At 45.2% G+C, this 23,019-nt stretch carries 22 protein-coding genes; 7 read left to right on the top strand and 15 right to left on the bottom strand.

Annotation, left to right across the window (positions count from 1 at the left end):
• Positions 1-478: 478 nt before the first annotated feature.
• On the bottom strand, positions 479-1,702 hold the full coding sequence (locus tag L5M11_RS08715; RefSeq protein ID WP_263178405.1) for a multidrug effflux MFS transporter: 1,224 nt from the start codon (positions 1,700-1,702) through the stop codon (positions 479-481).
• A 452-nt stretch (positions 1,703-2,154) separates the two neighbouring features.
• Here L5M11_RS08715 and L5M11_RS08710 point away from each other — a divergent pair, with 452 nt between their 5' ends.
• Positions 2,155-4,029: a choice-of-anchor I family protein gene (locus L5M11_RS08710; RefSeq protein WP_263191885.1), complete on the top strand. Its 1,875-nt coding sequence runs from the start codon at positions 2,155-2,157 to the stop codon at positions 4,027-4,029.
• A 193-nt stretch (positions 4,030-4,222) separates the two neighbouring features.
• Here L5M11_RS08710 and L5M11_RS08705 read toward each other — a convergent pair whose 3' ends face one another.
• Positions 4,223-5,581, bottom strand: a complete 1,359-nt coding sequence (locus tag L5M11_RS08705; protein WP_263191884.1) for a PLP-dependent aminotransferase family protein — start codon at positions 5,579-5,581, stop codon at positions 4,223-4,225.
• Positions 5,582-5,673: 92 nt separating this feature from the next.
• Here L5M11_RS08705 and L5M11_RS08700 point away from each other — a divergent pair, with 92 nt between their 5' ends.
• The gene (locus L5M11_RS08700) at positions 5,674-6,300 is read left to right on the top strand and encodes a LysE family translocator (RefSeq protein ID WP_263191883.1); all 627 of its coding nucleotides are present in this window, start codon (positions 5,674-5,676) and stop codon (positions 6,298-6,300) included.
• Between the two features lie 184 nt (positions 6,301-6,484).
• Positions 6,485-8,242, top strand: coding sequence for a SulP family inorganic anion transporter (locus tag L5M11_RS08695; protein ID WP_105252613.1), 1,758 nt, complete (start codon positions 6,485-6,487; stop codon positions 8,240-8,242).
• A gap of 132 nt (positions 8,243-8,374) precedes the next feature.
• Here L5M11_RS08695 and L5M11_RS08690 read toward each other — a convergent pair whose 3' ends face one another.
• Together L5M11_RS08690 and L5M11_RS08685 are read right to left on the bottom strand one after the other, a co-directional pair.
• Positions 8,375-8,572, bottom strand: a complete 198-nt coding sequence (locus L5M11_RS08690; protein WP_028760072.1) for a hypothetical protein — start codon at positions 8,570-8,572, stop codon at positions 8,375-8,377.
• A 187-nt stretch (positions 8,573-8,759) separates the two neighbouring features.
• The gene (locus tag L5M11_RS08685) at positions 8,760-9,416 is read right to left on the bottom strand and encodes a glutathione S-transferase (protein ID WP_263185473.1); all 657 of its coding nucleotides are present in this window, start codon (positions 9,414-9,416) and stop codon (positions 8,760-8,762) included.
• Positions 9,417-9,570: 154 nt separating this feature from the next.
• Here L5M11_RS08685 and L5M11_RS08680 point away from each other — a divergent pair, with 154 nt between their 5' ends.
• From L5M11_RS08680 to L5M11_RS08670, 3 genes are all read left to right on the top strand, one after another.
• On the top strand, positions 9,571-9,744 hold the full coding sequence (locus tag L5M11_RS08680) for a hypothetical protein (RefSeq protein WP_198573292.1): 174 nt from the start codon (positions 9,571-9,573) through the stop codon (positions 9,742-9,744).
• 47 nt (positions 9,745-9,791) lie between these two features.
• On the top strand, positions 9,792-10,796 hold the full coding sequence (locus L5M11_RS08675; protein ID WP_263167262.1) for a rhodanese-related sulfurtransferase: 1,005 nt from the start codon (positions 9,792-9,794) through the stop codon (positions 10,794-10,796).
• Between the two features lie 289 nt (positions 10,797-11,085).
• A complete protein-coding gene (locus L5M11_RS08670) occupies positions 11,086-11,553 on the top strand; it encodes a hypothetical protein (protein ID WP_263191882.1) in 468 nt (155 codons plus the stop codon).
• A 181-nt stretch (positions 11,554-11,734) separates the two neighbouring features.
• Here L5M11_RS08670 and L5M11_RS08665 read toward each other — a convergent pair whose 3' ends face one another.
• From L5M11_RS08665 to L5M11_RS08615, 11 genes are all read right to left on the bottom strand, one after another.
• The gene (locus tag L5M11_RS08665) at positions 11,735-11,950 is read right to left on the bottom strand and encodes a DUF2897 family protein (RefSeq protein WP_263167268.1); all 216 of its coding nucleotides are present in this window, start codon (positions 11,948-11,950) and stop codon (positions 11,735-11,737) included.
• 45 nt (positions 11,951-11,995) lie between these two features.
• Entirely contained in the window at positions 11,996-12,733 is a 738-nt protein-coding gene (gene kdsB / locus L5M11_RS08660; RefSeq protein WP_263191881.1) for an 8-amino-3,8-dideoxy-manno-octulosonate cytidylyltransferase KdsB, read from the bottom strand.
• A gap of 97 nt (positions 12,734-12,830) precedes the next feature.
• Positions 12,831-13,901, bottom strand: coding sequence for a 3-deoxy-alpha-D-manno-octulosonate 8-oxidase KdnB (gene kdnB / locus L5M11_RS08655; RefSeq protein WP_263191880.1), 1,071 nt, complete (start codon positions 13,899-13,901; stop codon positions 12,831-12,833).
• Positions 13,902-13,921: 20 nt separating this feature from the next.
• Complete coding sequence (kdnA, locus tag L5M11_RS08650; protein ID WP_263191879.1) at positions 13,922-15,109, bottom strand: 8-amino-3,8-dideoxy-alpha-D-manno-octulosonate transaminase KdnA; 1,188 nt, start codon at positions 15,107-15,109, stop codon at positions 13,922-13,924.
• Between the two features lie 193 nt (positions 15,110-15,302).
• Positions 15,303-15,920 (bottom strand): carbonate dehydratase, encoded by a 618-nt coding sequence (gene can, locus L5M11_RS08645; protein ID WP_028760064.1) that lies wholly within the window; start codon positions 15,918-15,920, stop codon positions 15,303-15,305.
• A gap of 295 nt (positions 15,921-16,215) precedes the next feature.
• The gene (locus L5M11_RS08640; RefSeq protein ID WP_263191878.1) at positions 16,216-16,653 is read right to left on the bottom strand and encodes a phosphate ABC transporter substrate-binding protein; all 438 of its coding nucleotides are present in this window, start codon (positions 16,651-16,653) and stop codon (positions 16,216-16,218) included.
• 10 nt (positions 16,654-16,663) lie between these two features.
• Positions 16,664-17,842: a porin gene (locus L5M11_RS08635; protein ID WP_263178393.1), complete on the bottom strand. Its 1,179-nt coding sequence runs from the start codon at positions 17,840-17,842 to the stop codon at positions 16,664-16,666.
• A 325-nt stretch (positions 17,843-18,167) separates the two neighbouring features.
• Complete coding sequence (locus tag L5M11_RS08630; protein WP_263178392.1) at positions 18,168-18,998, bottom strand: alpha/beta fold hydrolase; 831 nt, start codon at positions 18,996-18,998, stop codon at positions 18,168-18,170.
• Positions 18,999-19,110: 112 nt separating this feature from the next.
• Positions 19,111-19,824 carry a M15 family metallopeptidase gene (locus L5M11_RS08625; RefSeq protein ID WP_219233650.1) on the bottom strand — a complete coding sequence of 238 codons (714 nt, stop codon included), beginning with the start codon at positions 19,822-19,824 and terminating at the stop codon, positions 19,111-19,113.
• Positions 19,818-20,957 (bottom strand): succinyl-diaminopimelate desuccinylase, encoded by a 1,140-nt coding sequence (dapE, locus tag L5M11_RS08620; RefSeq protein WP_173248640.1) that lies wholly within the window; start codon positions 20,955-20,957, stop codon positions 19,818-19,820. The genes L5M11_RS08625 and dapE overlap by 7 nt, the downstream gene beginning before the upstream one ends.
• Positions 20,957-21,301: an ArsC family reductase gene (locus tag L5M11_RS08615; protein ID WP_263178389.1), complete on the bottom strand. Its 345-nt coding sequence runs from the start codon at positions 21,299-21,301 to the stop codon at positions 20,957-20,959. The genes dapE and L5M11_RS08615 overlap by 1 nt, the downstream gene beginning before the upstream one ends.
• Positions 21,302-21,570: 269 nt before the next feature.
• Between L5M11_RS08615 and L5M11_RS08610 the strand changes: the two genes are divergently transcribed.
• Entirely contained in the window at positions 21,571-22,941 is a 1,371-nt protein-coding gene (locus L5M11_RS08610) for an MFS transporter (protein ID WP_263178387.1), read from the top strand.
• Positions 22,942-23,019 lie beyond the last annotated feature (78 nt).

Here is a 23,019-nt window from a genome sequence, read left to right as displayed (position 1 = left end):
CAGTATTTTGTTACAGCGACGGTAATCGCTCTAAAAATTAAGCCTGAAGGGTAATTCAGACTCCGAAATGCTGAACTGACTTCGTAGAAGACAAGTGATTCATCCTTAGGATGCAGCAACTGTTGCAATGAACAGAATTTCATCATATTCAAAAAAAACAACATTTCAAGCCTTTTATGTAAAAAATAACCAACTTGAAACAATTTCACGTTTGAATGGCTGGATAACTTGCTGGAATCGCTAAGTAATCTAGGCTGATTTATGGGCTTATTTTATATTTTTCAGATTGTTAGATGCTTAAAAAGCAAAAACGGCACTAAAAGTGCCGTTTTGGTGTGGGACGTTAGATAAGCAGATACTTAACTGTTGCGATTAAATATTACTTATTTGCTACAAAAAGCCAATGCGCTGTTTTCACGCGATCAAACATGTGTTGCCGATGTGGCATTGGCATCCATGATTTCTTAAAAATAGATCCTTAAATCGTCGGCTGTATTTGATGCTTTGGACGATTAAATTGGCAAATACCGACTAACACAATAGAGCCTAACATGAGGGCAGAGAAGGGCACTGCTGTGCCATCATAGAACACCGCTAATAATGGCCCCGCTAACGCGCCACAGCCAAATCTTAAGGTGCCAATAACCGCCGTTGCCGTTCCGGTTTCTTGTTTGAACTTCATCAGCACTATCGCATCGGCGTTGACCGACATCACCCCTAGGCTGCCCATCAAAGGAATAAGCATGATCACGGTAAAATGATAGCTCATATCCAGTAGGTTGACGGTTAATAAACCAGCTCCCGCAATAGCGCCAAAAAAGGTCGATACGTGCAACATACGCAGCGAACCATAGCGGCCGACAATGCGAGTATTAATGATATTGGCCAACATCAAGGCGCCAACGTTGGTGCTAAACAAGATGGCAAAATAGGATTTATCTAAGGCAAAGACTTCCATATAAACGAAGGGGGATGCGGTGAGATAACAGAAAAACGCAAAAGACGTTAACACGCCGCTGGCAATGTTTAACTTAACGCCAGATCGGGAAAATACGGTCGCATAGGCACCAAGAAACGATTTTTGGCTGCGGGTATCCATATCTTTATCGCTGGGCATTTTTAGCGCAAACAGCACGAGTAATAACAGGGTTGCGGCATAGGCAGATTGAATGAAGAAGATTAAATGCCAATCACCGAGTTCTAAGATAACGCTGCCAATGCTAGGTGCCAGTAATGGCGCTAACATCATGATTAAACTCACGTAAGACATACCTTTGGCGGTATTGTCGCCATAGACTTCTTTGATGTATCCCGGCACCACCACAGTCGCTGCTGCGCCGATAAAGGCCTGCAAAAAGCGTAGTCCAAGAAAGATTTCGACTTGACCAGCAAAACCAATCAATAAACTTGTTAGCATAAAGCCACTCAGCCCCATTATCACCATAGGGCGACGGCCAATGCGGTCAGCTAAGGGACCGAAACACAACATGCCCAGTGCATAACCTGCTAAGTAGATACTCAGGGACTGTTGCACTGTTGTGATATCGGTATGAAAACTAAGGGCCAATGTCGACATCGCAGGTAAGTACATGTCGATGGCCAATGGTGTGATCGCGACAATCGCCGCTAGCATGGGAATAAGCAGTGCTAAATTCGGTATACGTCTGCCGTTATGGGCAGAAGGTTGTGATTGTGGGTCCACTGTTACCTCGGGTGGCGAAAGAATTGAAAGCGTATTTCTCAGGGTTATGCGGCGTGGTTTAAATTGTACTAGGACAATTCACTCTAATCCGTCCATTTTTAGCCAGCATCTTGCGCTAATTGGCGATGTTTGGGGAAAAGTGAATTGTGCTTCGATCAATTTTCACGGTAAGGCATTAAGCAATAGCATAGTAAAGCGCTAGGACAAATAAACCAATCTTTGCGATGATTTCTTTACCGTATTTTACCGATTAAATTGTAACTAAGTAGCAAGTCTCGATAATCGAGGCATAACCTTGGCGGCTCGAGCCGTTATCCTCCAATATGCTTCATTCAAAAGTGTTAGTTGTCATCTGAGTGTCACTGCTTTGTCATCTAGGTGTCTTTTATGCTGACTAATTTAGTGGGCTTTAGCTTCACCTTACTAAAAATAAAATATTCAGGAATGACACGATGAAAACACAACGACTCCCGCTTGCAGCCGCCATTATGGCGAGCTTATTACTCGGTGCTTGCAGCGGTGATGATGGCGCAGCAGGTGATAAAGGCGACAACGGCTTAAATTCACTGGTTAAAGTGACCGCATTAACTATCGGTGATGCAAATTGTCCCGCCGGTGGTCAGCGTATCGATACCGGATTAGATGCCAACCATAATGGACAATTGGATAACAGTGAAATTGCAGTCGCGCAAACCCAATATGTTTGCCAGCCACAAACTGCAAGCTTAAAAGCAGAGTTAATTGGTCGTCATCAGACTGGCGTTTATGGCTTAAGTGCCGCCGAAATCGTTGAATATCACAGTGCATCTAACCGTATTTTTGTGGTCAATGCGATTAGCGGCAAAGTCGATATTATCGATGGCAGTTTATTAGCGACCTCATCAAACGCCACAGATCCTTTAGCATTGAATAATCTCGAAAAATTAGCAGAACTCGATGTTGCTAAGGATGTGGGTCAAGCCTTTATGGGTAGCGTGAACAGCGTGAGTATTTCAGGCAACTTGTTAGCGGCTGCCATTGAGCGTGGTGACGCTGCAGGCAATAAAACCCAAGCCAATGGTTTTGTGGCTTTTTATCAGCTTAATGGCACAGATGCTCCGCAGTTTATCAGCGCCGTTGAAGTCGGTGCTTTACCCGATAATGTAGTGTTCACCCACGACGGTAAAACCTTACTCGTGGCCAATGAAGGCGAACCTAATCCTGCTTATACCTTAGATCCTGAAGGCAGTGTTGCGTTGATTGCGATTACTGACGGTAGGCCCGCAGCTACTGCGACCATCATAAATTTTAGTGCGTTTAATCAGGGCGGTGCGCGTGCAAGTGAAATCACCGCTGACATTAAAATTAATGGTCCAATGGCGAGTGTGGCGCAGGATTTAGAACCTGAATATATCGCCATTAGCCAAGATAACCGCCGTGCATTTGTCAGTTTGCAAGAGAACAATGCCATTGCCGTGATTGATATCGCCAATGCTAAAGTGGCCAAGATTTTACCGCTAGGCCTCAAGGATTACGGGCTTGAGGTGAATAAAATTGATGCGAGTGATAAAGATAATCTCGTGAACCTGCAAAGCTACACAGGGGTGTACGGTCTGTATCAACCCGATACCCTTGCTAGCTACCGTTGGAATAACACTGACTTTATTGTAACTGCGAATGAAGGAGATTCCCGTGACTATGCGGCTTTTTCGGAAGAAACCCGCGCAGGGGATTTAGTGCTCGACCCGAATCACCCACAATTTGCCGCCGCAAAAGATAAAACCCAATTAGCGCGTCTTAAGGTAACGAAGAGCATGGGGGACGATGATAAGGATGGCGACTACGACAAAGTCGTGAGCTTTGGTGCTCGTTCCTTCTCGATTTGGAATGCTGATGGCCAGCAAGTGTTTGACAGTGGCAGTGATTTTGAACGTATTACCGCCGCACTACTGGGGGATAAGTTCAACAATAACAACGAAGAAAATAAAGGTGATAGTCGCAGTGATGACAAGGGGCCAGAGCCAGAAGCTTTAGCCCTAGGCCAAATTGGTCAACGACTATATGCCTTTGTTGGTTTAGAACGTACCTCTGGCTTTATGATCTATGACGTGACTAATCCTTTTGATGTGCATTTTGTCGACTATGTTGTGAACCGTGATTTTGAAGCTGACTTCGTTGTCGATACCGCTACAGGTGCAGTCAAAGGTGATGCAACATTGGCGGGTGATTTGGGACCAGAAGGGATGAAATTTGTCAGTGCCGATAAAAGCCCTAACGGTAATCCTTTGTTAATCATAGGCAATGAAGTCAGTGGCACCACAAGTGTTTACCAACTTAAAATTAAATAGTGGTGCACTAGTAAGTTATAGCTAATGGCTCACCGATAGTTCATCAAGCTTGTCAGTAACACCAGCGCCAGTAGCATGTATGCTACTGGCGCTTTTTTATTCACTCTTCTACAAAATTCGCCATTTTGTGTGAATTAACTTCATCTGAAATGGCGCATAAAAATTGGCTGAGCTTAATGGTCTTTAAGCGCTTTTACACCACTGAATAAGCATTTTGCACTAAGGAACGTATGGTCGATTCTATGCATTCAACCGCGAGATTGAATTGAGTGTCGTTTTCGGCGCCACCAAGGCTCAAGCGGATAAAATTATCATGGCAATTAAAGTCATCACCATTACGGACTAATATGCCTTTTGCGGCCAGTGCGGTAACGAGGTGATGGGCTTTGATATCTTCTGGCAGTTGTATCCAACCGTTTAACCCTCGCCAAGTTTGGGTTAATCCCAGTCGTTCGCCCATGGCGATACAGTGACGTTGGCGTTGACGTACGAGCGTATCTCGTTCTGCAGTGATATGACCTTTCTTTATCAACTGACAGGCTATTTCAATATTCAGCGGCGACACCATCCAGCATTGGCTATGGATAGCGAGTCGCACTTGGGCGATAAGGGGGTCAGGAACCAGAATAAAACCTTGCCTTAAGCCGCCAGAAAACAATTTTGACAGGCTGGAAATATAAATCACCCGTGGTATCGCCAGCTGTTTTGCTAATTGCCACAGGGGCGAATGCCATTCTTCAGGTAAACAATAATTCACGTCATCTTCAATGATATAGAATTGATATTGCTCTGATAATTCAAGGATTTTCTGCCGCTGTGATTCACTGTACTGAATGCAAGTGGGGTTTTGATTATTCAGTGTGAGATAGACTAATTTAGGGTTGTGGATCTGTAATAGGGCTTCAAAGCGCGGCAGATCTAATCCTTCGTGGGTAAGGGGCACTCCAACGCTAGTGACACCAAGCTGTTTAGCACAAATTCTCACGCCTGGATAACTGTATTGCTCGTGTAACAGTACATCGCCTGTTGATAAAAATGCGCTCAAACAGGCAAAAATGGCTTGCTGGCCGCCATGGGTAAAGACCAGTTGCTCGGGCGTTTGCTGTATGCCGCGTTGGTTTAACCATTGGTGGAACACTTGTTGGTGTTGATCTAATGGACTGGCGCGATAACCGAGTAACTGACTCAATTTAGTGGGGTCTTTCGCTAATTGGCTGAGGCAATCGCTTAGGGTGCTGATTTGATCTGTGAGTGGCTGCTGACAGGTCGCCATATTCAATTGTACGTTACCCATTTCAGGTACAGGGGAGGCATTGACATAGGTCCCATCTCCCACACGCGCTTCGACGTAACCCCTTTGTTCCGCCAATGCATAGGCGCGGGTCACAGTGCCAATAGTGATGCCTAAGGCATCGGCTAAACGGCGCTGTGGTGGCAGTTTACTACCTTGGGTTAACACCTTCTGCAAAATGCCTTGTTCTATGGCACTGACTAAGCGCTGATATTTCGGGCCTGAAAAAGTCGTTAGGTCTGGCGTCCAGATTGTACCCATGACAATAAATCCATTGATCTCTAATATTCTCCGTATATTATTTATTGCATCTTTTTATGTCAACAAATGTATGCATACAATTTAAGGCGAATATGAATACTGCACTGCTTTATGATCCACAATTATGGACTTTAATGGCCTCGACCGCGCTATTTTGCGCGACTATGACAATGACTCCTGGACCGAACAATATTCTCTTAGCTAGCTCTGGAGCGCATTTTGGTGTGCAGCGTACCGTGCCACATATTGCAGGGATCCGCTTGGGTTCGACCTCTTTACATCTTGCGGTATTATTCGGCCTCGGTACCTTGTTTGAAGCATTACCGGTATTGCACCAAGTATTGAAATATTTCGCTTTAGCATATTTGCTGTATCTCGCGTACAAATTAGTGACGTCGCCAGTGCAGAGCACGCATATGGATGATGGACGAAAACCTATGACGCTCATTGAAGCTGCATTATTTCAATGGATTAACCCTAAATCTTGGATGTCGACGATTACCCTGTGTAGCGCTTTTACATTAAGTGGCGATGGCTTTTGGTTGAGTGCGTTTCTTGGCGTATTAATGTTCAACATAGTGGGATTTCCTGCATCATTTACTTGGGTATTTGTCGGTGCCGCGATCAGTAAGAAACTCAATACCGATAGACGTAAGCGCCATTTTAATTGGTTTATGGGCAGCTTGCTCTTAGTGTCATTACCTATGATATTACGCTAGCTTGGCTTGAATTAAGTGTCTAACCCTATAAATATTCTGAGGAAGACACTCGCGTAATGATTGGCTTTATGCCATAACCAACATACTATTGATGGCTTTTTAGGTAATGACCTTTTAGCTGAACATTTTCAGTCTCAGTTATACTTGTTGCTTATCTTGATAGTGTGTATATGGAGGTTGCCGAGTGAAGTTCCCTAGTTTGATTTCGTTTATGCCGGGATTGGCGCAATTATTACAATATGAAAAGCAATGGCTTAGGGATGATGTGCGCGCAGGCTTATCCGTTGCTGCTGTGGCATTACCCGTCGCGATTGCTTATGCCCAGCTCACAGGTGTGAATGCTGCCGTGGGTTTGTATTCCTGCGTATTGCCAATGTTGGTATACGCACTATTTGGCACCTCAAAACAATTAATCGTGGGTCCAGATGCGGCGACTTGTGCCGTTATCGCCGCGGTTGTCACGCCCCTAGCTGCAGGGGATAGCATGAAGCACTGGCAGTTAGTGATGACCATGACGGCCATGACAGGCTTTTGGTGCTTGATTGCGAGTCGTTTTAGGCTGGGGGTGCTCGCCGATTTTCTATCAAAGCCGATTTTGATGGGGCTGCTTAATGGCGTTGCAATTACCATTATCGTGGGACAGTTTTCAAAAATCTTCGGTTTTACCTTCGATGAGCGCTATTTAATTGAGCGCCTCAGCGGTGCGCCTTCCTACTTATCCAAAACCCATTGGCCGACATTGACTATGGGGATTGTGACGCTAGCGACTTATGCCTTAGTGAAACGGTTTCGTCCCCAATGGCCTGCTTCTATGTGCGCAATGGCGATGGCGGCTTTCCTTGTTTGGGTGTTTAACCTGACGAGCTTTGATATTAGCGTCGTCGGAGAAGTGACCTCAGGATTACCTTCATTTCAAGCGCCTGTATTTGATTTAGGTATCGCCCGTGAGCTTGTGGTACCAGCGCTTAACTTAGCCATGGTGAGCTTTGTGAGCATGATGTTGACGGCTCGAAGCTTTGCGGCAAAAAACGGTTACGATATAGATGCCGATAAAGAGTTCAGGGCGTTAGGTATAGCCAATATAGCGTCTGCCATATCTCAAGGTTTTGCGGTGAGCGGCGCGGATTCCCGCACTGCGGTTAATGATGCCAATGGTGGTAAGAGCCAGTTAGTGTCTATCATTGCGGCGGTATTGATTGGTGTTGTGGCGCTATTTTTCACTGCGCCTTTGAAGTTTATCCCCAGTGCCGCCTTAGGTGTGGTGCTGGTAATTGCCTCTATCTCGCTTATCGATTTAAAGTCACTGTGGAATCTGCGAGTGCGGGATAGGTCTGCTTTTCTACTTGCCTGTATCACCTTGTTCTCTGTGTTGTTTATTGGGGTTATCCCTGGGATAACCTTGGCTGTATTACTGGGTTTATTCCAGTTCCTTGCTACTGTGATGCGGCCTACGGATCAAGTGCTTGGTTTAGATCATAAGGGCGTTATCCGCAGTGTCGATGAATCGGGTAAAGCTAAATCGGTTCCAGGAGTATTTATATATCGCTTTAATTCACCGTTAACTTACTTTAATGCGACGTATTTTAAGCGCCGTTTACTGGAAAAGTTTATTCGGGAATCTGAGCCTGTTGATTGCATCATTATTGATGCAGTGCCTTGTTTTACCCATTTGGATTTAAGCGTGATGGCCATGTTGGCTGATTTACACCAACTGCTTAAAAAACGTGGCGTTCGTTTAGTGCTTGCGGGACGTAAACGGCAGATGCTGAGTTGGTTTGAGCAAGCGGGCATGCAGACAGGGGAAGGTGGTATTTTGATCCGGCCAGATTTGTATCTCGCCCTTAAAATGAATCAAAGCTATAAACAAGCCTTGGCTGAAGGGCAAGCGCCTGTGATCCAAAAAGTTCCTGATGACTCGGTATTGTTGCACAGTCATTTGTAGTTAACTGTCATGCCTTGTTTGATTAAACTGGGTCGTAAAAATAGCGCAGCTTAAGGTTGCGCTATTTTTTTCTTAATTTGATAAGTAAATCAATTGGATGACTAGCTTTTTGAAGGTATTCAGTTTTACCGTTTAGTCTTTGAGAATTCTATCTAGGGGAATAAAACCGTGAAAACCATAATAACCCATAGGGCCGAGTATCAGACTCAGTAGGCACCATAAGCACTTTTTGTTGGTGCTGAGATCCACTTTACTCTTGAAAGCCCGAAGGGCAAATAGACAATGCAATAGCACCAGGCCCCCAAGCATAATAACGATATTAATATCCATATTTTCCAACTGTCTTATCCTTGTGTTCTATCATTCACGTCCTTGAGTCTTTAGGCGTGGTTACTTTTCTTGAGAAGATTGTCTAGCTTCGATTAGCTAAATTAGTTACCTAGTGGTAAATACCTTACTCGAATATTTTACCGATGGCTATAACATAAAATAAAAATAATCTTTAAATCTTATTGGCTTACACGTCTCCTAACAAACAAATTGGAGAATGGCTAGCGTCCCAGATCACATATTTTTCCATCGCACGAATAAATATTTCACTCGAAATAAGTCGATTTAGCCAAACGGCGACTCGCGGAAAATCATCACTAAGTGCACATTTAAGATCCACTGCGGCAAACTGGCGTACAAAAGGTACGATTGCGTAGTCGGCAAGGCGAGGTGTATCGGCGACTAAAAAGGGGTGTTGCCCTAAGCATGTTTCAAGTTGCAGGAGGAAATGACTCGCCTGCTGATAATAATAAGCTTGCGTTTGCTCAGGGTAACGGTCGGCATATTTATAGCGGTCAAGCCATGGTTTAAATTGCTGATCATTTTGCGCGATAAGTTGTGCCATTTTATCTTCAATAGCAGGATTTTGCTGACACAATAGATCTAAGGGATCTGCTTGCGTGAGTGCCCAGCGCATGATCTCAAGACTTTCGGCAATCACCTCGCCGTTTGCTAGCACTAATACCGGCACAGTACCCTTAGGTGAGGCAGCTAGCATTTGTGGTGGTTTGGCTTTAAGGGTGATTTCACGGACTTCAACATTGCATTGGGCTAACAAGAGTCCCAAACGTGCTCGCATAGCATAGGGGCAACGGCGGAAGGTGTATAAGACGGCTAGAGTCATTCGGATTTCCTCTACTGTGCGGCGCCATGCGTGGAAGTTGATGCGACTAAAGCTGACGTCAGCATGTTTATGCATGTTTATGCATGCTTATTGACGACGCGAGTATGCCAATGCAAATGTTGTGTGCCAATCATGCAATATTCAAAGGGCGCAGATGGTAACGCTTTCATACTGGGATTTCTGCTTAATTTGCCATCATAGAATGATTTTTCTCACCACTGTGCGTAAAGAATTAAAGACCCTGTATTTTATCTGTGTTTATCTTGCTGTGACTCAGGTAGAATTCCGCGCTATTTTTGGGATCTGCAGCAAGGCTGCAGATGATTGATTTGTTTATGCACTGGAAATTAAGTTCCAGCCAGCAAAGAGGGTGTTATGGCTAAAGTTGTCGTATGTGCGTTATATAAATTCGTGTCGTTACCGCATTTTGAATCTATCCGAGCGCCATTGCTTGCTATGATGGAACAGGCCGAGATCAAAGGCACTCTGCTCCTCGCAAGTGAAGGGATCAATGGCACAGTTGCTGGCACTCAAGAAGCTATTGAAGCGTTATTAGTGTGGCTCAACAGCCAAAATGGCCTAGACAATATCGTTCACAAGCTGTCATTTGACGATGAGATGCCGTTCTACCGCACTAAAGTCAAACTGAAAAACGAAATCGTCACTATGGGCGTTGAAGGTATTGACCCACTTAAAGTGGTTGGCACCTATGTGAAGCCTAAAGATTGGAATGCGCTGATTTCTGATCCGGACGTGATTTTAGTCGACACCCGTAACGACTATGAAGTGCAAATCGGCACTTTCAAAAATGCTATTAATCCTGTGACTGAAACTTTCAGAGAATTCCCTGAGTATGTGAAGCAAAATCTTGATCCTGCTAAACATAAGAAGGTCGCCATGTTCTGTACTGGCGGTATTCGCTGTGAGAAATCAACTGCTTATTTAAAAGAGCAAGGCTTTGACGAGGTCTATCATCTCGAAGGCGGTATTCTTAAATACCTTGAAGAAGTCAAAGCGGAAGAAAGCCTGTGGGAAGGCGAGTGCTTTGTATTTGATAACCGCGTTGCGGTAAATCATGACTTGAAGAAAGGCCAATACGATCAATGTAATGCTTGCCGTATGCCAATCACCGAAGCTGAAAAACAGAGCCCTGCCTATGTGCAAGGTGTCAGTTGCCCACATTGTATCGATAAAATTTCTGACGAGCAGCGTAAACGTTTCGTTGAGCGTGAGCGTCAAGTGAATCTGGCAAAAGCCCGTAACGAAGCGCATATCGGCAGCGATGTGAATCAAGTGATTGAAGCGCGCCGCGAGAAAAAAGAAGCGCAGCGTCGACTCGCCGCCGAGAAAAATAACGCGAAAAAATCGCAAGCGCTTTAACTTTATATGCCATTAGATGGGTCGTGAGTGAGTTCGTACTGAGCTCGTTTCTCACTCGGGCAGTTTTCACATGGCTCTTACAGTGAATATGGCTTGCACTCTGGCCCGACTGGTTCGGGCCATTTTTTTATGCCGATTTTAGTTTTAGTGTAAATGTGCTTTAAACCATTATTTATCATAGCGCTATGCCGAAAACCTTAAATTTATGATAACTTTCAGTCGCTAGCATTTCAAAAAAGTCGAGTGCTATATACGAAGGGAGCGATTCAGTGCAAGGTAGGCAAAGCGCATGAGCATTTGGAAAGAGCTATACGATATTTTTGATAAGGAACGCAGTCGCTGGCAGCAATCAAGCGCCAGTAAGCAGGCGATTGCCTTTGAGTTAAAAGCCAATTTGGGTTTTCTGGCCGATGCGTTAAGCAGCGGTTTGTCGCAAAGTGCGATCGCCAGTGGTTTAGAATGCAGTATTTTTGAGGCAAAACTGAAAGAGGGTGCTGCACTCTCTGCGTTAAATCGCCGTAAAGTGACCGTGAAGTTTATTGGCGAATTTGCCGAGTTTGCTAAGTATGTCGGTAAAGAGAACGACGCTTTAGTCGAGAATGCTTACGCTAGAATCAAATCACTGCAGAAGTTAGTCGCGGCAGAGCCCGATAAAAATTATGATCTTAAGATTAAATCCCTGTTTCGCTTTTTAGTCTTTTTAGTGGCGCACCTTGAGGAGCAGCCATTGAGTCGCACATCAGCGAAAAAAGCCTAAGGCTGATGAGTGGCATTGGCTAGCTTGTTATTTGAGAGACAAAAAAGGCGCCTGTGGCGCCTTTTCTATGTTTGCGAACGTCATTGCTCAGTGTTTATAGCACAGTCTTTAAAAGGCGTGTTCAAGAGCCATCTTTAGACCACGCTTTAAAAGCCGCCATTGGTTTTAGTGCTTAGGTGGCTCAATCAGCTTTATTGGCTTCTGACTCTGTAGAACTTGGCTTATTTGAAGCCGTTTCTGCGTCATTCTCAGCTGTCGAAGGCTTGATCTGCTTATCTTTACTATGTTGGCCGAACTGTGGCAATTTGAACTTAGCACTGTATTTCAACGCGGCAAGATTGCTGGCGATGACACCGACGATCAAAATAATAATGATCCAGACTTCTAAGGTCGACATACTCAGCTCCTGTTTCGAATTGACTTGCGCACACCTAACGGGCGATTAATCAACCGCTAAGCGTTGCTCACATTTACGAATGTCTTCTGGCGTATCAACTTCAATAGAATCAAAGGCGCTAATGGCGATTTTGATCTTATGGCCGTACTCTAATGCACGTAATTGCTCGAGTTTTTCCAGATCTTCTAGACGACCTAATGGTAGGGCGGCGAAGGCCTGTACGAATTTGCGTGTATAAGCATACACACCTAAGTGCTTATAAACGGGGTAATCTTGAGTATCGCGGCCAAAAGGAATACGCGAACGAGAGAAATACAAGGCGTAGTTGTTGTTATCGAATACCATCTTCACATGCATAGGATCGTCAAGCTCGGCTTTATTGACGATTTCAAAACCTAAGGTGGCCATTTCAAACTCACCAGGGTTACGCTCGAAGAGGCTGATGACTTGCTCGATAGAGGTTGGGTCAATAAGAGGTTGATCGCCCTGTAGGTTGATCACTAAGTCGTCATCTTTCAGTCCCAGCTGGTTTATTGCATCATTGATACGATCTGTACCCGAGGCAGCATCTGGGCTGGTCATGACCACTTTGCCGCCAAAACCTTCAACGGCCGCTTTAATGCGATCATCATCGGTAGCGACGTAAATATTGGTGAGGCCTTTGGCTAACGACGCGCGTTCATACACGTGTTGGATCATTGGCTTGCCGTTAATCGGGGCTAAGGGTTTGCCCGGGAAGCGGCTTGAACCGTAACGAGCCGGGATTAACAGAGTCACATTCATCAAATTATCCTACTTTTATCAAAGATATACAGTGTAGATATACAATGCATATAGACAAAAGGGTTCACAATTGAGCCCTTTTAACATGTGTTAGAGCTTAGATACGACGGAACAGGGCAGTCAACATTTCATCTGTGACTTTCTCTTCCCAAGCCGCGCCGTAAACGTTAGCCCATAGTGGACCCATGCTCTTAGTCACGGCAACCATTTTCGCTATGGTTTCGTCTGGCAGATCTTTACAGATGTTCTTCGGCAGCGTGATGTTATGTTTCTTCATCATCAGACGGAACTCTTCAACACCTTCTGGATAGAATTCTTCTAACACGTCAAAGGCGATACAGTTGCCGATACCATGGTGGTAACCCAGGATGTAAGACAGACCGTAAGATACCGCATGACAGGCACCCACTTGGCTATACGCTATGCTCATGCCGCCCATGAAAGACGCCATCATTAGCTTGTCGTCTTTTTCTACGTGGTCGTCTAAGTACACTTGGCGACATAAATCCATTGCTTTTTCAGCGTAGGATTTAGAGAACTCGTTTAAGAAGGTACCTTGTAAAGATTCAACACAGTGGATATAGCAATCCATACCTGTGTAGAACCATTGGTCCGTTTCCACGCCTTCGATTAACTCAGAATCCATGATGATTTGATCGAATACTGTGTAATCTGAGTTCAGGCCTAGCTTACGTACTGGACCACATAATACTGCGGTGCGTGACGCTTCTGCACCCGTACCTGAAATCGTTGGGATACCAATGTGGTGTACCGCTGGGTTCTTGATTAAGTCCCAACCTTGATACATAGCAGAGCCACCTGGGTTTGTCAGCATCAGCGATACCGCTTTAGCCACGTCCATGGTTGAACCGCCACCTAAACCGACGACGCTCACTGGCAGTTTGCTATTGAAAGCTTGAACTTGTTCAGTCAGGGCATCGATTTGAATGGTACTTGGCTCTTCATCAACGTTAACCCAAATTACCATGTCTTGTGCTTTAGCTGGAATGCGGCCCTCAAGGGCTTTGCCTTGATGCACGTCATCGACTAAAAACACCACGAAGTCGTCGGCGGTTTTACGTTCAGTAGCTAACACTTCATCCAATTGGACGAATGAGCCACGGCCGAAGATCATTTTTTCAACTACTTTAAAATTCTTAAAACTCATTGCAACAAACTCCCGTAGAATTATTGGGCAAATGCTTTCTTGATGTTTTCGATACGCTCGGCGATCTGAGCATCGGTCCAAGACAACTTGATGAGCATAGAAATCGTGCGGCTCATAATGGCATCGGATTTAGGCACAGAAACTTGAGTATAGTCAGGTCTGTCGGAGATTAATGTGATTGGCAACGCAGCAGATGCCTTAAGCTCCTGAATGTGTTTCCAGTTTTTCAAATAATGCCAGTTGTTTACATACCAGTAGAAGCAGCCATCAACGCCGTTTTCAGCCAGTTTTTTGCTGATTTCTTGCGTGCGCGCTTCGGTTGGCAACATAAAGGTTAAGAAGCCAGCCGAGTCGCCTTCTGGATCTGGGATCTGGCGGAAGGTGACTTCTGGGATAGCGGCCATTGCATCTTTAATGGTCTTTTTGTTTTTACGTTGAATATCGATAATGGTATCGAGTTTACGTAACTGCGCTAATCCTAAGGCGGCATTCATTTCCGAAATACGGAAGTTCAAGCCAATGATAGGGTGTGACTCTGCACCGCGGTCTTTACCAATATGGTCATGGCCGTGATCTGAGAACATGTGCGCATTGTTGTAGATTTCTGTGTTGTTAGTGATCACAGCGCCACCTTCACCACAGGTGATGGTTTTGACTGAATCGAATGAGTAACAACCCACATCCCCGATAGTACCTAGGGCTTGGCCCTTGTAGCTACCACCGATGGCTTGGCAAGCATCTTCTAAAATCAGTAAGTTATGTTTTTTACAGACGGCTTTGATCTCGTCCATCTTCGCCATAGAACCGCACATGTGCACTAAGTTGATGGCTTTAGTGCGTGGGGTAATCGCGGCTTCGATACCTTCTGGAGATAAACACAATGTCTCATCGATTTCGGCAAAAATCGGAATAGCGCCTGCCATAAAAATTGCTTCAACTGAGGCTACAAAGGTAAAAGGTGGCACGATAACTTCATCGCCAGCACCAATGCCTGCAGCCATCATGGCCGTTTGCAGCGCAGCAGTACCGCTTGATAAAAGGTGAGCATGCTTCACGTTCATCTTCTCGCACAGTAGTTGCTCCATATCGCGCGTCTTCCAGCGATCATTACGCATATGGTCGAAGTTGTAACGGAAGGTAAAACCGTTTTCCATAACGTCAGCGACTTCCTGCTTCTCTTCAGGACCAAATAATTCAAAACCGGGCATGGAAGGTATCTCCTTAGAATTTGTGGCGCATAGGTCGCCTGCAATTAACTGGCGGATTATAACTGGCGTAATAGACCCTTGCGATGTTTTATTGCTGAAAATTGTCATGGAAAAAGAAAAACCTGCACAGGGGCAGGTTTTATCTGAGCATAGATGACACTCAGCTAAGGGTTGAAAGCCTATATTCAGGCTGTTAGCGTGGATTGGCTAAACCATGTTCACGGTCAACCGTGACATCTAAATCTGTCAGTAAACCGTTATCAATGCCGTAAATCCAGCCGTGTACCGCCACTTCTTGGCCGCGATCCCAAGCTTCTTGCACTATGGTTGAACTGGTCACATTAGCAACCTGCTCAATCACGTTTAGCTCGCACAGGCGATCAAAACGTTTGGCTTCGTCCATCTGTTGTAATTCTTCCTGATAAATACGATAGATATCACGTAAATGCCCGAGCCAGTTATCGATGAGTCCTAAGCGTTGCTGACCCATGGCCGCGCGCACACCACCACAGCCGTAGTGACCCACCACCATAATATGCTTCACCTTGAGCACATCGACGGCGTATTGCAGTACAGATAAGCAGTTAAGATCGGTATGGATCACCATGTTGGCGATATTACGGTGAACAAAGACTTCACCGGGCATAAGATCAATGATTTGGTTTGAGGGTACGCGACTATCTGAGCAGCCAATCCACAGGTATTCAGGATGTTGCTGTTTCGCTAATTGTTCAAAAAAATCAGGATTTTCTTGGCGTATACGTCCGGCCCAGCGGCGGTTATTGTCGAATAAAGGTTTGAGTAGTTTCATTTTAACCTATTGTTTTATTGACATATAAAATGTCTTCTCATGCTCTAATTCATGCAAGCAGCACATTTTTAGCAAGAGTATACCAGCAAATTTGGCTCTGCTGGTCTATCCAATTAAGGTTTGAATCAGGATATTGAAAAATCGAGATTATTTTTTCTTAACAGTACTGCAAATGGATAAGCCCTCTCTGAGGGGGCAAGCACCATTTGATAGTGTGTTTGTTTATATCGCGCTAATGCTGAGTGGAAACCTTGTCCGCCACAGATTAAGGCGGACAAGGATGATGCCGTATGGGTTAGAACTTACTGATCACTTTCACGCTGTCGTTTACTTCGCTGACGTCAACAAATCCGATCATATTGGGATTGGCGGCAATCAATGCGAGCATTTCAGCGCTGGAGTCGACGACTTTGGGCGGTTGACCTTGGCCTGAAAAGACCAGTTTTGACCAATAGGCTTTTAACTGACTCTCGGTTTTATTAAGGATCTGTTTAACAAAAGCATCACGTGCGGGCGTGCCTTCAGATTGATCGAGTGCGACGACAGTGCCACCACTGGGGAAAGACTTGAGTTTGCCTAAATAGATCCGTGAAATATCCGCAGCGCTAATTTCTGACGTATTAGAAGGGTGCACCACGACGGCAATTTCGGCTTGAACACAGGCACTGCCAAATAGAAGCGCACTGGCGACTAAGGTTTTTATCATCAACCGAGAACTTATTAATAGTTTCATGCTTAACTCCTTAAAAAACTAAGTCTATTGCCATACTCAGCAACTGTTCATCGGAGGACGGTTTGTCATTACTGTAGTTGGTGTACTCTAGTTTCAGTGCGGCAGAAGGATGGAAATCCCAGCGGGTACCTATGATGTAGTAGGCGCTGTCTTCCTGTTGTGCTTCAAGCGCCGCTTGTGTACCAAAAACAAGCGGTGCGAGTGCAGCTTGGTTTGCCGGTGGCAGACCATTGTAAACAGGTAACATAGCGTCATAGGCATCGTATTGGGGCTCACCTTTATCAATACCGTAGGTTAAGTGGAAGGTGAAATCGTGATAGCGGATCCCGCCGGAAACAAAGGCTGAATCTTGAATATTAAAGCTACTGGGATCGACATCAATTCGTGTGTATTCGGCCAAAATAAACCATTTTTCAGCATCATATTTAACGTTAGCGCCAATGAGTAACGCGCTGTCATTAATTGGTAAAAGATCATCAACCACTTGCTGAGTAAAGAGTCCGGTTTGAGAAATTGCATTGCCTAAGCCAAGCAGTGCGGGTAATTCGTAGGAGAAATCGGTAACTATGCCAATATTTAAACCGTACTCAAACCCATAGGTTACAAAGTTAAAGTTCATTATGTGGCCCTCGGCGGAGAAGGGCGCAGGAGGCGTTGATGAACCCGTAGGCGAGTAGTCAGAAACTGAAGTGGTAATGTATTTATAGGTCAAACCTACTTCGGTATCTCCCCATAAATCGGCATAAACTAAGCCTACACCTTCACCTGAATTAAATGGCAGTGAATAAACTCCGCGGGGCGGAGTGATCCAATGATAGGCATAGCCTACATCAATATAATCGGAGTATTTATAGAGATTAAAACGTTGGCGACCTGCCATAAGCATAAGTTTGTCGCTGATGTCATAGGAGATATAAGCCCATTCGAATTCAGCGCTATAATCGTTACTGCCTCTGGATAGCACTTGTGCAGTCGCTCTTAAGCCACTACCAAGATCGGCGGTAAATTGTAAGGCAACTTTGGAATCATTATTAAAATCGAGTTCTTTATCGTAACCATAATAGCTTTTATCGTCACTTAGACTCGAGCCCGCGACAATAGAGGCAAATCCATTTATTTGAACATCGGCATAAAGAGACGGTATATAAAGTGTGCTGAATACGCAGAGGGCAACTGTACTTTTTCTCATGGCAGAATACCTTGTTGAGGGAATACAGTATAAAGGTAGTTGATAATTAGTAGATTTCACCTTTGTGCAACATTTTTTAAGCCGCTTGGAACAAAAACAAGGTCTTTACTTGTTAATAGAGGTTTCACAGATGAGTTTAATGAAACGAGGCGTGCTCAATAACAGACTTTAATAAAGTAAAGCCTAATGTATTTATCCATAAAATAGGAATTAAGTATGGGTGAGCAATATTGATATAAGCATATCTTAGTAACATGTGCTAAGTAGAAATACTCATCTTCAAGATGCGAGTTTTCGCACCTTGAAGCGTAGATTTAGCGATTGATTAATAATGTTTAGCCAGAAAATCGGCTAAATGTTGGTTAATAAATTCCGCTTGTTCGAGAGTTGATATGTGTCCTGCCGCAGGAATATGCACAAGTTGGCTGCCGTCAATGGCATCACTCATCAGGTAACTTTCCAATACGCTGCGGGCCTTATCTTCCACGCCAGCCATGATGAGGCAGGGTAGCGTCAATTGCTCGGCGTATTCCATGGTATCGCGACGACCAAAAATCATTTGTCCAAGTTTAACTATCGTGGGGATTTGCTCCGCTGTGATACTGGTAAGGGACTGTTCAAAGCCCGTAACCAGTTCGGGAGTGTTATTCGCGGCATCATTGGCGAAGAATAAAGGTGAAATTGCACTGATCAGCGGCGCAGGGATCGCCTTAGCGGCGGTAATCATATCCAGCATGCCATCATATTTCGCACGGGTGACTTCGGGTTCGAAACCGATAAAACTGTTGAGCATAACGAGGGTTTTAACTCTTGTTGGTGCTTTCAGTACCAATTCTGCGCCCCACATAGCACCGACAGATTGTCCGACAACACTAAAGTGAGTTATCTCAAGAGCATCCATTAGCTCAAGCATTTGATCGGCAATATCGAGTAGCGTTTTGCAGTTATTGGGCAGTAAATCTGACTGACCATGGCCCCAAAGTTCAGGCACTATGCAGCGATACTGGGCGCTTAAGGTGGCAATTTGAGGCGCCCACATAGCGCTATCCCATAAATAACTGTGCCCAAACAACAATACAGGGCCTGAGCCGACATCAAGGTAACTTAATTTTCGATCGGCAATAACAAGCTGCTGACGGTGTGAAGAAAAATCCATAAAACCTACTTTATCAAATATATCATTGTGTTAAACCGCATTTTGGCGCCAATTTTGACGATATAGCGCTATGCTTAACCTGTGTTGACTGATCTTGGCGAGTATTTCGTGATTAGGGCTGAGCGATACGCAGCACGTATTCATCTATTAGATTGTCTAATCGGGCGAGTACTGCATCTTTTAGCAACATATCACTGTTTTCTAACAGGATTGCCAGTTCGGCACGATCGAATTGTGGCAACAATAACTGTGCTACAGGGAAATAGCTGATGTGCCAAGGCTCAGGACTTACCGCACTTTGTCCCTGCTGAAACGGGAAGTAAAAGCCAAAATCATGGGCATTTTCTACCAGCCAAGCATGTAATTTAGCGCAGGGACCACCCTGAACATATTCAGCTTCAACAAGGCGCAGGGCTTTAACATCAATTTGAGCCGCATCGAACACATCGAGATCGGTACCCCAATGGTGGCGTGAAGCGCCGGGCAACGCCGACCAGAGCAAAATCAAGTCAACTATGGCATCGTCACTTAAGCCCTGAATATTGACCGGTAACTCATTGGCATCCAATACCGCGCGTTTACCGCTAGCCTTGGCATTCCAAATTGCCAGTTGCCGTTCAAAGGGACGATGTGCCGAGCAAATCGCGAGTTTTATGCCCGCATCTTCAGCTTTTGCCGCCATAGACTTAAAGGCGATAGCTGTGTTCTCCTCTAACCCAAAGCTATGATAACCAAGGTGATACGGGCTTAAATAATCCACCAATTCAGGGGAGCTTAAGCCGTAAAGCTTTGCGGTTTCGGGACGGATCTTCAGATGTGCTAACACAGTAATTGTTCCAAAATGACTTCATAACACAGAGCTAACTGCTCAAGGTCATCCACTTTAACGCATTCATTCACTTTATGAATGGTGGCGTTGACAGGGCCAAGCTCTAACACTTTGGCGCCCGTTGGCGCGATAAAGCGACCGTCTGACGTGCCGCCTGTGGTTTGTGGATCGGTTTCATAACCTGTGACTTGGCGGATCGCGATACGGGTTGCATCTAATAACGGGCCATCACCGGTTAAAAATGGTAGGCCATTGAAAATCCAGCTGATATCGTAATCTAGCTCATAGGCTTTCAGTAGAGTTTCAACTCGCTCAATCAAGATTTCGGCGGTCACTTCGGTGGAGTAACGGAAGTTAAACATCACTTCCAGTGCGCCAGGGATCACATTTGATGCACCTGTGCCGCCATTAATATTGGCGATTTGGAAGCTGGTGGGCGGAAAGAACTCATTGCCATTATCCCAGTGCATTTGACTTAGCTCGGCTAAGAAAGGCGCGGCTTTGTGGATTGGATTATCGGCAAGGTGTGGATAGGCCACGTGACCTTGAATGCCTTTCACGGTTAAGTTGCCGGTTAAACTGCCGCGGCGACCATTTTTGACCACATCGCCCAGCTTTAGGGTTGATGAGGGTTCGCCGACTAATGCCCAAGTGATCTTCTCGTTGCGCGCTTCTAAGGTATCAATGACTCGCGTCGTGCCGTTGATGAATGGACCTTCTTCATCGCTGGTGATCAAAAAGGCGATAGAGCCATGATGATCGGGATGTTTAGCCACAAACCGCTCGGTGGCAATGATCATAGCCGCCAGTGAGCCTTTCATGTCCGCTGCGCCTCGGCCATATAAGTAGCCATCAATGATGGTGGGCACAAAAGGCGGCGTGTGCCAGCGGCTCACATCGCCTGTCGGCACAACGTCTGTGTGACCCGCAAAACAAAAAACGGGGCCTTCATTACCACGGCGAGCCCACATATTGGTGGTGTCTTCAAATACCATAGGTTCGATATTAAAGCCGATGGCGCTGAGTCTTTCAGCCATTAAGGTTTGGCAGCCTTCATCAAGCGGTGTTACCGAAGGGCGGGCGATCAGCGCTTTTGTTAGTTCTGTAACGGGATAATTGTCTGCTGGCATCATACTGAGAATACTCTTTTATAGGCGGCTTCATCAAAGCCAATCAGCACTTGTTCACCGACGACCAAGACGGGGCGTTTGATCAGTGTCGGTTGCGCCAGCATAAGTTGAATGGCTTTGGCTTGATCGATATTGGTTTTATCTGCGTCACTGAGGGCACGAAAGCTTGTGCTGCGCTTATTGAATACGGTTTCCCAGCCTGAGGTTTTACACCAGAATTCGAGGTCTTCTTGACGTAGGCCGTCATCTCTAAAATCATGGAAATGAACTGGAAGTTGATGATTTTCAATCCATTTACGTGCTTTACGCACTGTATCGCAATTCTTAATACCGTAGAGGGTCAAAATGATGCTCCAGTGTGGATGGACGCTTGGCTTGCAAGCATTGATTTTGCTGGCATTGTGGCATTGTGCGTCGCATGTCACAAGTGGGATGTGTTGCCGATATCTGGTGATTAATAAAACGTTAATTTTCTAGAGATAATAATCGCTGGTGACTTGCTTTGGTTTAACTTTTTAACACTTGTTTAACTTAAGTGCCTTGTATATATTGTTTTTCCATTAAAATCAGTTTGATTTAAGCATTGAGGTCAATGCGCTTTTAAAGGATTAAGATGCACAGCGATGTTTCATTGCAGCGATTTAAGCAATTTCCGCGCTTGATGTGGATATTTTTGTTTGGGTCTTTTATCACCCGTGGCAGTTATTACATGGTGTGGCCATTCTTAGCCGTTATTTTATATGAGAAATTTGCGCTAAGTGCCACAGAGGTCGGCATGGTCTTGTCCAGCGCCGCGATTATTTCGGTATTTACGAGCTTTGTTGGTAGCTCATTGTCCGACAGAATCGGTCGTCATAAGCTGATGTACCTGACGGGCATCCTCTATATCATCTCGTTTTCGTTATTGGCTGAAGCAAATTCTGTCGAGGGGTATGTGGTCGTGATGACCCTGTGCTCTATGGCCACTTCACTGTGGCGACCGCTGACATCCGCCGCTATTGGCGACATTATTGCCGATCCTAAGACACGCGAATTGGCGATGCAGTCGCTGTATTTTATCGTCAACGTTGGCTGCGCCGTTGGCCCTATGTTGGGGGTATGGCTTGGTCTTACGGGCAAGCAATCCAGTTTCTACCTTACTGCAGTGGCCTTTGCCGTATTGTTGGCCTTGTTATATTGGGGATTTAACCATCAAACCCGTCAGGAACCTGCTATGGCGGCTGGCGCCTTATCGAGTGACAATTTAAGTGGCGATACGAGTGGCAGTGAAAGTGACTTTGTAAATGACATGACAAGTGATGGTGTTAATCGTGGTGTGAATAGCTTATCGACTGATGCAGAGGCAAGCACGAAAAAAGCGGCAGTCGTGAGCCGTAAGCAAATTATCGCCATTCTATTGCAAGATAAATTGCTGCAATGTTTAATTTTTGCCAATATTTTGTGTATGTTCATTTATGCCCAAATGGACAGTTCGTTGATCCAATATCTTACTCGCGCAGGTGCGCCTGATTTGCTGACGTTAATTTCTGGCATGATTTTCACCAATGCTATGGTGATTATCTCCACCCAATTTTTGCTATTGAAACTCATGGCCCGTTTTCCGCTCGTCAAACGGATTCAAATCGGATTGCTATTACTGATCGGCTCACAAATCTGGCTGGCGTTTAATCCACTGGATCTATTTTGGGGCTGGATTGGTGCGATTGTGGTGATGAGTGTCGCCGAGACTATTTTGTTCCCCACTATGAATGTGCATATCGACCGCTTAGCCCCTGATCATCTTCGTGGCGCTTACTTTGGGGCCGCTTCATTCTATGACTTAGGATTTGCGCTCGCGCCCCTTGGAGGTGGCATCATATTGGATCATTTTGGCGGTCAGTGGCTGTTTTTGACAGGCGCTTTACTCTCGGTATTGGTGATTTATCTGTACAGTATTTTAGATAAATTGCCGCGCCCCGATTTTGCCATGTTCAAAGTAGATTAGTTTACTAGAGTCCTGTAGCCGTTATTCGCAGGGAACGTGATGCTTAGCGTGAGAATGGTCGAAATAGATTCTCTCAAG

The sequence above is a fragment of the Shewanella sp. SM87 genome (assembly GCF_025653705.1).
GTDB lineage: Bacteria > Pseudomonadota > Gammaproteobacteria > Enterobacterales > Shewanellaceae > Shewanella > Shewanella oncorhynchi.
The sequence above is the reverse complement of the archived record's forward strand: the minus strand, read 5'-3'. Positions and strand labels throughout refer to the sequence as shown.